The sequence below is a fragment of the Paenibacillus sp. sgz302191 genome, from assembly GCF_057749925.1.
Genome location: NZ_JBYLHY010000004.1, coordinates 90,720 through 104,153, shown reverse-complemented (window position 1 = coordinate 104,153; position 13,434 = coordinate 90,720). Strand labels below are relative to the sequence as shown.

Here is a 13,434-nt window from a genome sequence, read left to right as displayed (position 1 = left end):
AAAGTGCAGGCTTTTTCCACGAAAGTAGCTCATTTTGGCGAAAAGCCTGCGATTGTGCAGGAATTTTCGGATAAAGTGGGCTAGAGCCCATGCGTTCGCTGAAATTACTGCACATTTGCAGGAATTTTCTGTTACCGACGCATCAACCAGTAAAAGCCTGCACTTTTGCAGGCTTTCTTCGCGCTTTGCTGTGCCTGCCCAACGGCCTGACAGCGCCCGGGCCGGCTGTGCTCTATCCACCGGTGTCCTGTATGAGGGTTTGAATTTTTTGCAGCCGGATGTACTCCGACTTTTCCAGCCGCGGGCGGAAGTATGCATATAAATAAGCCGCATCGGCAAAAGTAAGCCCCGGATAGCAGACGACCTCCTGCACCGCTTGGGGGTTGTCGAGAATGACCTGCCACTCGCCCGACCGGCCCGAGTGCGGGATCGTTTGCAGCACGTGCTTCTTGTAAGCGGCAATGCTGTGAAGCTCCTGCCAGATCCGCTCCCAGGAAGGGCTGAACCGGACCGGTTCGGGAAACATGCGCTCGGCCTTCGCAAGCAGCCCCTCGATGCGGCCCATGTCCTCGTCCGAGGCGGATTTTAATTGCTCCGTAAAGCGGTCCAGCAGCAGGCGAAAGCAGGAAAAGCCCCGCTCTGTCACACTGTCACGAAACGCCGTGATTTCTTCCGTCGAGGCTGTTTTTTCAAATTCCTCAAATAGGGTCGTTAGCATCGATTCATTTAACCACCTTGATCTGTAAATTGAAGGCAAATGAAAATTCTCATCCAAAATGTAACACAATTTACAATTGAAAAAAAGCGGTTTCACCCGATCCATGCCCCTGCGCGGTTTATATTCAGTTTATAAAAACGGTTTATGCTGATTTCGTCGGGATTTCTCCAAATTTTCTCCGGGTTTCCTCCGGAATTCGTCCGGACGGGTATTCTGAGGTATGCTGGTAGAGACACTACCGAATTATAGAGAAATGAGGCTGGCTGACATGGCCCATATTATGATCGTTGACGACGATCCTTTTATCCGCGAACTGGTTCGCGTGTTTATGCAAAAAGAGGGCTTCGACGTCGTCGAAGCTTCCGACGGCAGAGAGGCGCTGGCCCTTTTGGAGACCGTGCAGGTCGATATGGTCATATTGGACATCATGATGCCCAATATGGACGGCTGGGAGCTGTGCAAAGAGCTGAGGAATCATTACGATTTCCCTCTTCTGATGCTCACCGCCAAAGGCGAAACTTCGCAGAAGGTCAAAGGCTTCGAGCTGGGCACCGACGATTATCTCGTCAAGCCGTTCGAGCCGATGGAGCTCGCCATGCGGGTGAAGGCGCTGCTCAAACGATACAAAATCGCGGCTTCGCAGACCGTCCAGGCCGGCAACCTGACGATCAACCGCAAAACGTTCGAAGTGACGGCCGATTCCGAGAGCGTGACGCTTCCGCTGAAGGAATTCGAGCTGCTCTACAAGCTGGCGAGCTATCCCGGCAAAACCTTTTCGCGCGACCAACTGATCGAGCAGATCTGGGGCTTCGATTACGAGGGCAACGAGCGGACGGTCGACGTCCACATCAACCGGCTGCGCGAAAGGTTTCCCGAGGAGCGGTACGCCTTCCGGATCAGCACGATCCGCGGGCTCGGCTACCGCATGGAGGTGCTTCGTCCGTGAAAAAAAGAAGCAAGGCGGAGCGGATGCAGCGCCTTCGCGGCTTCCTTTTTCCCACAGCCATTTTTGCCGTCATAGTGATCTACTGGACAGGGCTTTATTTTGGAACAGCCTGGTTGTACGGTTACCTGGGGACGCAGCCTCGGGAACTGTTCCGGCAATTGATCAACTCTATCGGGGGCATGGTGCTCTGGGGCTTCACGATGTTGCTGATAAGCAGGTACTTCCATTCACAGCAAATGCAGTTTTTCCAGGCTATGATCGGGGCGATCCGCCGAATATCTAAAGGCGATTTTAACGTATCCATTGAGCAGGACCCAAACGACGGGCGATTCGTCGAGTTTGTCGAGCTGGTGGACAGCATCAATGACATGGCGGTCGAGCTCGGCCAAATGGAGCAGATGCGGCAGGAGTTCATCTCGAACGTTTCCCATGAAATCCAGTCGCCGCTAACGTCGATCAGCGGATTCTCCCGCGCTCTGCAAAGCGGCGACACGACACCGGAAGAGCGCCGGCATTATCTGGAGATCATCGAGGCGGAGAGCAGGCGTCTGTCCAAGCTGAGCGACAACCTGATGAAGCTGACTTCCCTGGAATCGCAGCATCACCCTTTCGAACCGAAAAGCTTCCGGCTCGACAAGCAGCTGCGGAGCGTCATATTAGCCTGCGAACCGCAGTGGCAGGAGAAAGAGATCGAGCTGGATATCGAACTGGCAACGGGTCATATAACGGCCGATGAGGAGCTGCTGAGCCAGGCGTGGAGCAACCTCGTTTATAATGCGATCAAATTTACTCCCGTTGGCGGAACGATCGGAATCCGGCTCGAATACCGGGACGACCGGGCACTAGTCCGGATCAGCGATACAGGCATCGGCATCGCCGAGGAGGACCAAGCGCACATTTTCGAGCGTTTTTACAAGGCCGATAAATCGCGGAATCGCGTTGCAGGAGGGAGCGGGCTGGGACTCTCCATCGTCAAAAAAATTATAGACATGCATCACGGAAGCATCGCCGTTGCAAGCAAGCTGGGCGAAGGCGCCGAATTCACGATTACGCTGCCCTTGACGAAATAACGATACGCACGGCAAATAGGGATCCCGCTTATCCATGATAACCGGAATCCCTATATTTCACTTATCGTATTCAATTGTAAAAAGACACGCTCCTATCAACCGACTCGCATTGCACATTCCAAACATTCAACTGCTGGTTCACGACCTTTACCGCTTTTCCACATCCCTGAGATCCCGCATGCCCCATGAATCAAGAAAAGTAAGAGAAAGCCTCGCACCTCTTTCCTTCATGGATTTTTAAAAGGGAGGGCATGCTTCGCTAACCGGCTTCATTGGACTATCCCCTTTCATTGAATCTACTATCATATTAGCCTATTATTAAAATATTGTAAATATTCAGATAACTAATTGATCGTTTGGAACTAGACAAAAGCGACCAAATTACCAACATTGCTGCCCGCGGTTAGTAGAATCGTCGGATTACCTGCTCGCCTTAAGAAATTTGTACCTATGGGGAGACACGCCCTCGACTTTTTTGAAAATACGGCTGAAATAGCTCGCATCGGCATAACCTACGAGCGCGGCCACCTCCCTCATGGAGCAGTTGGAAAAGGCCATCAGCTCCTTGGCGCGGTTGATTCGAACCCGGATTAAATAGTCGATCGGGCTGTAGCCGGTCTGGGTTTTGAACAGCTGGGACAAATAACCGGTGCTGTAGCCCACATATGCGGCAAGCGAATCGGCGGTCAGAGGTTCCATGAACCGGTCGTTCATGTATTGTATCGCACGCGTGACGGCGTCTTCGGTTTTCGCAGCGCGCAGCTGCTCCTGAAGCTGGCGGAACATGTGATAAATAAGCTCGTAAAACAGCTTCTTGGTATGTAGCTTTTCCGGTATGCCGGGGGATACCCAGGCCTGCAGCATTTGCTCGAACGTCCCGCGCAGGATCGCTTCCGAGCTGAGCATCAAATCATAATGCATCTCGGAAGGGGAATCCGCGGGATGCTGCCAGGCGAACTCGCTTTGCGCCGCTTCCGGCAGTTCGGCATGGTACATGACGAAGAAGTATTCCAAAGGCGCTTCCTCGACCGCAACATGGAGAATCATATCCTTGCCGACATGAATAATTTTGTGAGGCACCGCCGTGTAAGGAGCGCCATTGCAGATGAATGTGCCGGCGCCCTTGGTAACCATGACAAACCCGGCCGCGGGGGTCCGGTAATTGCGCACGGCTTCGCCCTCTTGCATGCTTCCGTAGAACACACCGGCGACGGAGATAGAGGCATGGCTCGAATACTCCAGATGCCTGTGCACTTTGCGGAGATTGGAGCCGGGGCAATCCGCAGGCAAATTTGAACTTGCAGCAAAGCTATGTTTCACGCTGTCGCACACCTCGCATGGGAAAAAATATCGCTTTTAAGCTGAATTTTATTGATAATGATTATCATTATCGCAAAATAACAGGCGCCGGTCAACATGAAACTCTTCAAACTACTGGGCTGCCTGCAGCATAGAAGCTGCGAGACCGAGAAAGCAGTGAGAAAAGTAGTTGACAAAGCAGTCCGCAGACTCTATCATTGAATAAAAAATGAAACTGATAATCATTATCACCATTTGAGGTGTTGACTTCATTTCGTCCCCGTTGACATCCTTGCATACTTGTTTTTTGGAGGCTATGGCTAGTTATGCTGGCAGGACAAAAGGAAGAGTTATCCCTAAGTACACGCCCGTACGTCGCTACTTTGATTTTAATCGGAGGAACGGCGGCTTTGTTGTTAGGATTGGCGCTTTCCATTTCCGTAGGTGCGGCGGATATTTCGCTGTCGACGGTGTGGACTGCCGTGTTTCGTTTCAACCCGGATTTGACCTCGCACCAGATTATTCAGGAGCTTCGCCTGCCCCGCGCGCTTGCCGGCGCTATGGTCGGCGCCTGCTTTTCGGTAGCGGGGGCGCTCATGCAGGGAATGACCCGCAACCCGCTGGCCGATCCCGGTCTGCTCGGCATCAATGCCGGTGCGGGATTCGTGCTGGCGGCGTGCTTTGCATTTTTCCCCGGCATGCCGTTCCATTATTTAATCTTGTTCTCGTTTCTGGGGGCTGCGGTTGGTACGGCGCTCGTATACGGCATTGGCTCTATGGCCAAGGGAGGTCTTACTCCCGTAAGGCTGGTACTGGCCGGGGCGGCCGTCAGCGCGCTGCTGGTAGCGCTTAGCGAAGGAATCGCCCTGTACTTCCGCATCGGGCAGGATATTGCGTTCTGGTACGCCGGAGGCGTCGCCGGGACCAAATGGCTGCAGATCAAAATCATGTTCCCCTGGATCTTGGGCGGACTGATCGGCGCCATGGCGATCTCCCGTTCCATTACTTTGCTCAGCCTGGGTGAAGAAGTTGCGGCCGGACTCGGGCAGCGCATCGGCCTTGTGAAGCTGGCCGGCGCGATTCTCGTGCTGGTTCTTGCCGGCGCGGCGGTATCCGCAGTCGGTGTGATCGGCTTTGCCGGACTGATCATCCCGCATGTCGCCCGGTATTTGGTCGGAGTGGATTACAAATGGGTCATCCCATGTTCGGCCATTTTGGGCAGCTTGCTGATGGTCATAGCCGATATCTGCGCCAGAATGATCAATCCGCCGTATGAAGTGCCCATCGGAGCGATTATCGCGCTGATCGGGGTTCCGTTCTTCCTCTATCTGGCACGCAAAAACAGAAGGGAGATGTAGCGGAATGCACACGCAGGTGGAAAGCTTGAACCGGAGAAAAGCGCTTCGCGCTGTTGGCGTAACGGTCTTGCTGGGAATATTTATTATACTTGCCTTTATCATAAGCATGAATATTGGTTACACACGGCTTTCGCCGATCGAGGTGTTCACAACCTTATTTGGTGCCGGGACGCAAAAGCAGGCGCTGATCCTGTTCGAATTCAGACTCCCCCGCATCATCATATCGGTGCTGGTGGGCGGCGGTTTGGCCATCTCGGGAGCTGTTCTGCAAGGCATATCGCGCAACGCGCTGGCCGACCCCGGGATACTTGGAATCAATGCAGGGGCAGGGCTCGCTGTCGTGCTGTTCGTATCCTTTTACAAAGTGAATGCGGCTGCTCCCGTGTTCATTATGCCTTTTCTGGCTCTGGTCGGCGCAGGGCTGGCCGCAGCGGTCATTTACTTGCTGGCTTACAAGAAAAAAGAGGGTCTTTCGCCCACGAGGCTCGTTTTGGTCGGAATAGCCGTCGCTGCGGCCATTCACGCAGGGATGATTGTATTGACCATTCGGATGGACCCGAATGATTTTCAGTTCGTATCGGTCTGGCTGGCGGGCAGCATTTGGGGAACCAACTGGAAATTCGTTCTGGCGCTGCTGCCGTGGATGCTTGTACTTGTACCCTTTGTGCTCTACAAAGCAAGAGCGCTGAACGCGCTGAATCTCGGTGACCCCGTTGCTATCGGCATCGGCACTTCCGTTGAAAGAGAAAGACTTGTTTTGCTCGGCGCAGCCGTCGCCTTAGCGGGATCTTGCGTTGCCGTCGGCGGAGGCATCTCCTTCGTCGGACTGATTGGACCGCATCTGGCGCGGAAATTGGTCGGGGCGAAACATCAATACCTGCTTCCGGCAGCCGGACTTGCAGGCGGGCTGCTGCTCATTGTCGCGGATACAGTTGGCAGATGGATTTTGCAGCCTTCGGAAATCCCGACCGGTATCGTTGTTGCCGTCATCGGAGCACCCTACTTCTTATACTTATTGGCAAAAGCTAAAGCATAAAAAACCGGAAGTGAAGGAGAGTTTATATGGACCGTTTAATGACCAAACAACTGGATATCGCGTACGAGGACCGCTTAATTGTCAAAGATTTGAACGTATCGATTCCGTCAGGCAAAATCACAGCGCTGGTAGGCGCGAACGGATCGGGAAAATCAACCATCTTGAAGACGATGGCGCGGATTATGAAGCCGAAGGGCGGGGGCGTATATTTGGACGGCCAGTCCATCCACCGGCAATCTACGAAGGAAGTGGCCAAACAGCTCGCCATTTTGCCGCAAAATCCGATAGCCCCGGAAGGCTTGACCGTGTCGGAACTGGTCGGCTATGGCCGCTTTCCGCATCAAAAAGGGTTCGGTTCGTTAACGAAAGAAGATAAAGACATTATCCAATGGGCGATTCAAGTAACGGGAATGACCCCGTTCTACGACCGTCCTGTCGACCAATTGTCAGGCGGCCAAAGACAGCGCGCGTGGATCGCGATGGCGCTTGCGCAGCAGACGGACATTTTGTTCCTCGACGAGCCGACGACGTTCCTGGATATGGCGCATCAACTGGAAGTATTGAAGCTGTTGGAGAAGCTGAATGAGGAAGAAGGCCGCACCGTCATCATGGTCGTGCATGACCTCAACCACGCGACACGTTACGCTCAACACATGGTCGCAATTAAAAGCGGAACCGTAGTCAGCGAAGGAACGCCTGTAGAAGTAATGACCAAAGAGGTGCTGCGCGAAGTGTTCGGCATCGAGGCCGATCTGGTCGCCGACCCGCGTACCGGCGTGCCCCTTTGTCTGCCCTACGAGCTTGCCGCAGAGCCTTACAGCAATGCCGCCGATAAGCGTACCGACAAAGCGGCGGATAAACAGCAGGCGCGAGCCCGGCAGCAAGCCGAGGTGCGCGACGAAACGCTGCAGCCTGTATAGGGGCGGCATAAAAAAGCACCCGTCTGTCGCTATCTGAGCGGCAGCGGGTGCTTTTTTGCGTTTCAATCGGGAGCGGGTCCTTCCGGACGCCGGGGATTTGCCGGTGGCAGGAAACTGCAAACGCGCGTTTAAGTCGCGCCTGCCAGCAGTCAGGCAATGAAGCAGACTAACCTCAGGCTAAATGTGCCTGACAAAGTTTTTAAACCTTGTGCCCTGATGCGTCAAGGTCCCCCGATCTCCTTCCACGATAAGGCCGTAAACTTTGGCGCTTACATGCAGTTCCAGACGGCTGCGGTCCTCGAATTCAAACGTAACGTAATAATTCGTACTCGCGCTTGAGTCGCCGGAACCGCCCCACACTTGGGTTCTTTTGCTTACTGCGGTACAGCTGCGATTTTCGATGGGGGACGCGTTGTTGGATGCCCATGTTGCGAGTCCTTTGACGATTGTGAAGATCATGATGGCCGCCACCATTCCGCCAAAAACGAGCATGCCTGTCGGCGGGCCCCCCATAAGACCAATCTGCATACTCCGTACCTCCCTACATGCCAAAACGCCGCATGCTACAAAAATTTTTTTACAAAACGGTAACCCGTCTCTTCAAATCCCAACTGTTTGTAAAAATTGTGGGCTTCCTCGGCCCTTTGAAAACCGGAAACGAGCCACAAGCCCACGCAGTTATGCTCGACGGCGAGCTGCTCCGCGTAATCCATCAAAATCCGGCCGAAACCTCTGTTCCTCGCCTCCTCGTTCACGACAATCACCGAAACCTCGCCGTATCTGGAGACATCCTCGATATTCTCGCGAATTCGAAAGCCGAGAGTCCCCCGAATCCGGCCGTCCTCCAAACAAACATACAAGGAGTCGAACGGGCTGGTCCGAATAAAGTGGAGCCGGTTTTCAATGTGGAGCGGGGAGATGACCTTGCCGGTCAACTGAGACATCAGCATGCTTAATTCCTGGGAATCTTCCGAAGCGGCATTGCGAATAACATAATCCATTAGTGTCCTTCTTTCTTCTCTGAAATGGCGATGTGCCTATACTAAGGTTACCATAAAATGGAACATTAGTTCTACATTTCATATTGAAAAAAAGAAAATTCCGCCCCGAAAGACGGAACGAAGCCGCCCAGCCCCCACACGCCGGAGCCCGGTCGAACAAACTATCTGGAAATGCGGAGAAAACCTGCAAAAGAAACCTGCAAAAGCCCCCATGACGCCATGGACGTCACCCCACAGAATGAAAATAATCAGGTCTACGGCGTTCTATTTTCGTATAAAGTGCAGTTTTTGCTCAATGGATATGCCTGCAACAAAGTATGCCTGCAATTGTTAAAAAGTTACGGGTTGGGGGAACCAGAGGGGAGTTAATTTGGGGTGCGGCCGATCTTTCCCTATGCGCCTCTCCAGCGCAGGTTATGGCGTTGTACAGTGAGGGGGATGAGGCGGTTTAACTTGGAGAGAAAGCCTGCGAATGTGCAGGTTTTCTCTGTGAAAAAGGCCCATTTTGGCGAAAAACCTGCAAAAGTGCAGGAATTTTCACGGAAAGTGGATCTGAGTCCATGTGTTCGGTGAAAAGCCTGCACAATTGCAGGAATTCTTCGCAGCCAGCGATCAAGGACGCAAAATTCATGTATTTTTGCAGGTTTTTTCGCGTAGCCAGGGAGATTGTGGCTATCGCTTATGACGCAGGGGGGTTCAACAGCCTGCAATTGTCAGGCTTTTCGCCAAAATGAACTATTTTCACGAAAAAAACTTTCCAGGCTGTTGAGAAACCCCCTTTTTTCCTGGATGCTCAAAAAAAGCACCAAAGGTATAAGCCAAACACTCCTCTCAGATCGTTTTAAATCAATTTTTTCTCTTCGAGATGAGTGGCCCCCACATAAAAATTGATCTGAGAGGAAACCCGTTAGACTTTCTCGACAGCCTGACTTTCGCAGGTTTTCCCCTACTAAGCTGCTTTGTGCCCCTCTGCTTCAGCAATCCGCAATCCCTACAGGTGAGGCGGTAGGGAGGAAAAGCGGCGGTTCCTCTACCCCGTCGCTCTGTCAGCAATCCGACTCCGCCTCCAAGGGCGGAACGCTACCACCTGAGCGGATCAGGCTTGGGCGTGGATTGTGTTCAGCGTCGTGCGGTCGCTTTTTTGCACGAGCTTGATGAGCAGCTCCTTGGCGGCGGCATAATCGTCGACGTGCAAAATGGAGCCGGCCGTATGAATATAGCGCGCGCAGACGCCAATCACGGCAGAGGGGATGCCTCGGCCCTGCAGATGCACTTGTCCGGCGTCCGTGCCGCCGGCTGAGATATAGTACTGATACGGGATTTTGTGAGTCTCCGCCGTATCGAGAATGAACTCGACCATCCCCCGGTGGGTGAGCATGGTGGGGTCATAGACGCGCAGCAGCGCGCCGCGGCCGAGCTGGCCGAAGGCCTGCCGGTCGCCGGACGAATCGCCGGCGGCGCTCACATCCAGCGCGTAGAACAAGTCGGGCTGGATGAGGTTCGCGGCGGTCCGCGCGCCGCGGGCGCCAAGCTCCTCCTGTACGGTCGCGCCGGCGTACAGGACGTTCGGGAGCTTCGCATCCGCTGCGCGAAGCTCCTTGAGCAGCTCAATCGCCAGGCCGACGCCGTAGCGATTGTCCCAGGCTTTAGCCAATATCCGCTTCGGATTGGCTAAAGGGGTGAACGGGCAGACCGGCACGACCTGCTGCCCGATAGCTACGCCGATGGCCTCGGCATCGGCGCGGTTTTCGGCGCCGATGTCAATGTACATCGACTTGATGTCTACGGGCTTGGCGCGCGCGGCCTCGTCCAGCAAGTGCACGGGCGTCGAGCCGATCACGCCGAGGATCGGCCCCCGCCCGGTCATAATCTGCACGCGCTGGGCGGGCAGCACTTGACTGAACCAGCCGCCGAGCGGCTGGAACTTCACCGTGCCATGCTCGGTGATGCCGTTCACGAGAAAGCCGACCTCGTCAAGATGGCCGGCAACCATGATGCGCGGGCCGTTTTCGTCGCCGCGCATCACGCCGAAAATGCTGCCCAGCCCGTCAAGCACGATTTCATTCGTGTAAGCTTCCAGCTGACTTCGTACATATTTGCGAATCTCGCGCTCGAAACCGGGCGCGGCCGGCATTTCGGTCAAAGTTCGGAATAATGCCAGTGTATCTGCATTCATGGTGGAATCCCTCTTTTCAAAAATATATGGACAAAAACGTTCAAGCACGAGCTTCATTTTATCATACGGAATCGCTGAATGCTTGTATGTGGGGGAGATCGGGGAGAACGATGTAAGAGAGCGGGGAGCCGTATTTCCGGCGAATCGGGGGTAAGGGTGGTAAGTGCGCGGGGCACGGAAGAGGAGGACAAAGCCCCTCTTGACTAAACTAATATAATTAGTTATTATACTAATATAATTAGTTTTTGGGAGGCGTTTATTTTATGGAAATAACGAAAAACGGTTTTTTGTATCAGTTGGCCTTTCTGCCGAGGATTTTTCCGGTCAATTGCTATTTGGTCGAGGAAGAGAAGGAGCTGACGCTGGTCGATGCGGCGCTGCCTTACAGCGTCAAGGGGATTTTGCAGGCCGCCGAACGTATCGGGAAGCCGATTACGAACATCGTGCTCACCCATGCCCATGGAGATCACGTCGGGGCTCTGGATGCCTTGAAGCGGGCGCTGCCGCAGGCCAAGGTCTCGATCTCCCGCCGCGACGCGAAGCTGCTGGCAGGCAGCACCGATCTGGAGGAAGGCGAACCGGATCAGCCGATCAAAGGCGACGTGCCGAAATCGGTCCAAACGAAGCCTGACGCGCTTTTGGAGGAAGGCGACCGGATCGGCTCGCTCCAGGCGGTCTCCGCTCCGGGCCATACGCCGGGTTTGATGGCCTTTTTGGATTTGCGCAGCCGCGCTTTGATCGCGGGGGACGCTTTCCAACTGCGCGGTGGCATGGCCGTGTCCGGTGTGTTGAAGCCATGGTTTCCGTTTCCGGCGATGGCGACCTGGAGCAAGCAGACTTCGTTGGCAAGCGCGAGAAAGCTTGCGGAGCTGAAGCCCGCTTTGCTCGCCGTCGGGCACGGACGCATGCTTGCGAACCCGCATGCTGCGATGGAGCAGGCTTTGGAAGCTGCGGCAAAAAGATTTATACTGTAAAGAAATGGATGAAGAGATGGGGAATATGGAATGGCTTATCGACAAGGATTGGATACGGACGCCGTTTTACAGGCTGCAATTGAAATTGCGGACCGCGAAGGGATCGAGCAGGTGACATTGGCTGCGCTGGCCGGCAAGCTGAATGTGAAGACGCCTTCTTTATACAACCATATCAAAGGCCTGCCCGGCTTGAAAAAGCAGTTGTCCCTGCTGGGCCTGATCCGCATCAAAGAGGCGCTGATCGAGTCGATCCTCGGCAAGTCCGGGGATGATGCGCTGCTGGCCGCAGGCTTCGCTTATGTCAATTTTGCGAGGAAGCAGCCGGGGCTGTACGACGCGATTACCGCGTCGCAGGATTTGATGGACCCTGAACTCAGCGAAGCGGGCGGCCAAGTTGTCGGGATTATTCTCCGCATACTGGAGGATTACAATTTCGGCAAGGAAAAAGCGCTGCACGTTGTACGGGGCTTCCGCAGTATGGTCCACGGGTTCGCTTCGCTGGAACTCAGAAACGGCTTCCAGATGGACATTGACCGCGATATGAGCTTAAATCTGCTGCTGACTACGTACCTGTGCGGCTTGCGCGCCGCACTTTGAGCTGCAAGCCGCGCAGATAAAGGGCGGGGTCTCTTCATGCTCCGAATCTGCAGATTCGCGGCTCCGGTCGGCCTTTTTTTTGTTGCATATACTATCGAAAAGAGACCGTCCCCACAAGCGAAAAATCTGCTTCGGGACGGCCTCTCCGTCTTTATCTATGTTCAACCGGAATCCAGTCGCGGACCCCGTTATCTTCTATAATTCCAAGCGTAACGTCGGTAATGTCCGGGTCTTGCAGCAATCTGTCACGAATTTTGAACTTGATGTCGTCCGCATCGGCGAGCGATAAGCCCCGGCTTAGCTCAATCAAACCGTCAACATGGTAATAGCGGCCTTCCTGAAGCACGCGCATTTGGTAAATGTCCATCACATTTGTTTCGGAAAGGATGATTTTGGCGACTTTGTCCTCGATATCGGGAGGGGCGGCCACGCCGATCAGACCTACCATATTGTCATAACCGACTCTGAATGCGACAGCGACCATCAAAAGACCGATCATAATCGTGACAACGCCGTCCAAAACGGCAAAGTCCACCAAAGCGGTAACGGCGACTCCGACCAGAGCCAGGAGCGCGCCTGATGTGGCGACCAGATCCTCATAAAAAACGAGGCGTGTCGGCGGGGCGGCACGTTTGACATTGCGGAATGCGGCCATGACGACGGCGAAACCTTTGGCGTCGACACGGGATTCGCGAACGACTTCCTTCATGGCTTTGATCAATACGTACCCATCGACCGCGATGGAGAGCAGAAGCACGAGAAGATTCAGTATAAAACCGGAAGTTTGCACAGGGTGCAGAATTAAGTGATAGCCTTCTTTGATCGTCTCGTAAGCCATAACCGTTACAACGATAACGGCGATCATACAAAAAATGTTAATGACTCGGCCAAATCCGGCCGGGAAACGGCGCGTGGGCTTTTTTTCCGAAAGCACGCTGCCCACAAATACGAAAGCCTGATTCACCGCGTCCGCCACGGAGTGCATGGTCGATGCGAACATTGCACCGTTACCGGTTACTGCGGCGGCGACTCCTTTGGCGATTGCGATTAACGTGTTGCCTATTGCTGCTGTTGCTGAAGACATGTTGCCTTTCTTGAGTAAACTCCAAAACTCGCTTCGTTCCGGGTCAGGGTCCATTGTTGAATAATTCCTCCTAAAAAGGTTTATAATAAATGCCCGTATTTTCTTACGTGCCGGGGAGTTAAAAGTTCCAGGTTTTTTGGACTAATTATCCAGAGGGCACAGATTGACACACGGAAGCAACGCCGTTAAAATAAAAAACAAGTTCATACAAGTGACGGAGAACAGGAGACTCACATCGGTTGCTCATCTTAAAAC

Annotated in this window: 13 protein-coding genes; 7 read left to right on the top strand and 6 right to left on the bottom strand. The window is 53.8% G+C overall.

Annotated elements, in window-relative coordinates:
- Positions 1 to 232 precede the first annotated feature (232 nt).
- The gene (locus AC3G2T_RS07195) at positions 233 to 718 is read right to left on the bottom strand and encodes a hypothetical protein (RefSeq protein WP_474682528.1); all 486 of its coding nucleotides are present in this window, start codon (positions 716 to 718) and stop codon (positions 233 to 235) included.
- A gap of 268 nt (positions 719 to 986) precedes the next feature.
- Here AC3G2T_RS07195 and AC3G2T_RS07190 point away from each other — a divergent pair, with 268 nt between their 5' ends.
- Positions 987 to 1,664, top strand: a complete 678-nt coding sequence (locus tag AC3G2T_RS07190) for a response regulator transcription factor (protein WP_474682529.1) — start codon at positions 987 to 989, stop codon at positions 1,662 to 1,664.
- A 23-nt stretch (positions 1,665 to 1,687) separates the two neighbouring features.
- Positions 1,688 to 2,734, top strand: coding sequence for a sensor histidine kinase (locus AC3G2T_RS07185; protein WP_474682562.1), 1,047 nt, complete (start codon positions 1,688 to 1,690; stop codon positions 2,732 to 2,734).
- Positions 2,735 to 3,154: 420 nt separating this feature from the next.
- On the opposite strand, the gene AC3G2T_RS07180 is transcribed toward AC3G2T_RS07185, so the two are convergent.
- Positions 3,155 to 4,054: a helix-turn-helix domain-containing protein gene (locus AC3G2T_RS07180; RefSeq protein WP_474682530.1), complete on the bottom strand. Its 900-nt coding sequence runs from the start codon at positions 4,052 to 4,054 to the stop codon at positions 3,155 to 3,157.
- Positions 4,055 to 4,359: 305 nt separating this feature from the next.
- Here AC3G2T_RS07180 and AC3G2T_RS07175 point away from each other — a divergent pair, with 305 nt between their 5' ends.
- From AC3G2T_RS07175 to AC3G2T_RS07165, 3 genes are read left to right on the top strand one after another with little or no spacing between them, the layout of a single operon-like run.
- Positions 4,360 to 5,391, top strand: a complete 1,032-nt coding sequence (locus AC3G2T_RS07175; protein WP_474682531.1) for a FecCD family ABC transporter permease — start codon at positions 4,360 to 4,362, stop codon at positions 5,389 to 5,391.
- Positions 5,392 to 5,395: 4 nt separating this feature from the next.
- A complete protein-coding gene (locus tag AC3G2T_RS07170; protein WP_474682532.1) occupies positions 5,396 to 6,427 on the top strand; it encodes a FecCD family ABC transporter permease in 1,032 nt (343 codons plus the stop codon).
- Between the two features lie 26 nt (positions 6,428 to 6,453).
- Positions 6,454 to 7,347, top strand: a complete 894-nt coding sequence (locus AC3G2T_RS07165; protein ID WP_474682533.1) for an ABC transporter ATP-binding protein — start codon at positions 6,454 to 6,456, stop codon at positions 7,345 to 7,347.
- Positions 7,348 to 7,524: 177 nt separating this feature from the next.
- On the opposite strand, the gene AC3G2T_RS07160 is transcribed toward AC3G2T_RS07165, so the two are convergent.
- The 3 genes from AC3G2T_RS07160 to AC3G2T_RS07150 form a co-directional block, all read right to left on the bottom strand.
- Positions 7,525 to 7,875, bottom strand: coding sequence for a DUF2500 domain-containing protein (locus AC3G2T_RS07160; RefSeq protein WP_488435015.1), 351 nt, complete (start codon positions 7,873 to 7,875; stop codon positions 7,525 to 7,527).
- Positions 7,876 to 7,910: 35 nt separating this feature from the next.
- On the bottom strand, positions 7,911 to 8,348 hold the full coding sequence (locus AC3G2T_RS07155) for a GNAT family N-acetyltransferase (RefSeq protein ID WP_474682535.1): 438 nt from the start codon (positions 8,346 to 8,348) through the stop codon (positions 7,911 to 7,913).
- Positions 8,349 to 9,444: 1,096 nt separating this feature from the next.
- Positions 9,445 to 10,524, bottom strand: coding sequence for a M42 family metallopeptidase (locus tag AC3G2T_RS07150; RefSeq protein WP_488435014.1), 1,080 nt, complete (start codon positions 10,522 to 10,524; stop codon positions 9,445 to 9,447).
- 263 nt (positions 10,525 to 10,787) lie between these two features.
- On the opposite strand from AC3G2T_RS07150, the gene AC3G2T_RS07145 reads away from it, so the two are divergent.
- Together AC3G2T_RS07145 and AC3G2T_RS07140 are read left to right on the top strand one after the other, a co-directional pair.
- Complete coding sequence (locus tag AC3G2T_RS07145; RefSeq protein ID WP_474682537.1) at positions 10,788 to 11,498, top strand: MBL fold metallo-hydrolase; 711 nt, start codon at positions 10,788 to 10,790, stop codon at positions 11,496 to 11,498.
- 30 nt (positions 11,499 to 11,528) lie between these two features.
- On the top strand, positions 11,529 to 12,095 hold the full coding sequence (locus tag AC3G2T_RS07140; protein ID WP_474682538.1) for a TetR/AcrR family transcriptional regulator: 567 nt from the start codon (positions 11,529 to 11,531) through the stop codon (positions 12,093 to 12,095).
- Between the two features lie 151 nt (positions 12,096 to 12,246).
- Here AC3G2T_RS07140 and AC3G2T_RS07135 read toward each other — a convergent pair whose 3' ends face one another.
- The gene (locus AC3G2T_RS07135; protein WP_474682539.1) at positions 12,247 to 13,233 is read right to left on the bottom strand and encodes a cation diffusion facilitator family transporter; all 987 of its coding nucleotides are present in this window, start codon (positions 13,231 to 13,233) and stop codon (positions 12,247 to 12,249) included.
- Positions 13,234 to 13,434 lie beyond the last annotated feature (201 nt).

Bases quoted from the DNA above. Each gene is read 5' to 3' on its own strand.
- AC3G2T_RS07185 (WP_474682562.1), top strand. From the start codon at position 1,688: ATGCAGCGCCTTCGCGGCTTCCTTTTTCCCACAGCCATTTTTGCCGTC.
- AC3G2T_RS07140 (WP_474682538.1), top strand. From the start codon at position 11,529: ATGGCTTATCGACAAGGATTGGATACGGACGCCGTTTTACAGGCTGCA.
- AC3G2T_RS07150 (WP_488435014.1), bottom strand. From the start codon at position 10,524: ATGAATGCAGATACACTGGCATTATTCCGAACTTTGACCGAAATGCCG.
- AC3G2T_RS07175 (WP_474682531.1), top strand. From the start codon at position 4,360: ATGCTGGCAGGACAAAAGGAAGAGTTATCCCTAAGTACACGCCCGTAC.
- AC3G2T_RS07145 (WP_474682537.1), top strand. From the start codon at position 10,788: ATGGAAATAACGAAAAACGGTTTTTTGTATCAGTTGGCCTTTCTGCCG.
- AC3G2T_RS07155 (WP_474682535.1), bottom strand. From the start codon at position 8,348: ATGGATTATGTTATTCGCAATGCCGCTTCGGAAGATTCCCAGGAATTA.
- AC3G2T_RS07135 (WP_474682539.1), bottom strand. From the start codon at position 13,233: ATGGACCCTGACCCGGAACGAAGCGAGTTTTGGAGTTTACTCAAGAAA.
- AC3G2T_RS07190 (WP_474682529.1), top strand. From the start codon at position 987: ATGGCCCATATTATGATCGTTGACGACGATCCTTTTATCCGCGAACTG.
- AC3G2T_RS07165 (WP_474682533.1), top strand. From the start codon at position 6,454: ATGGACCGTTTAATGACCAAACAACTGGATATCGCGTACGAGGACCGC.
- AC3G2T_RS07170 (WP_474682532.1), top strand. From the start codon at position 5,396: ATGCACACGCAGGTGGAAAGCTTGAACCGGAGAAAAGCGCTTCGCGCT.
- AC3G2T_RS07160 (WP_488435015.1), bottom strand. From the start codon at position 7,875: ATGCAGATTGGTCTTATGGGGGGCCCGCCGACAGGCATGCTCGTTTTT.
- AC3G2T_RS07195 (WP_474682528.1), bottom strand. From the start codon at position 718: ATGCTAACGACCCTATTTGAGGAATTTGAAAAAACAGCCTCGACGGAA.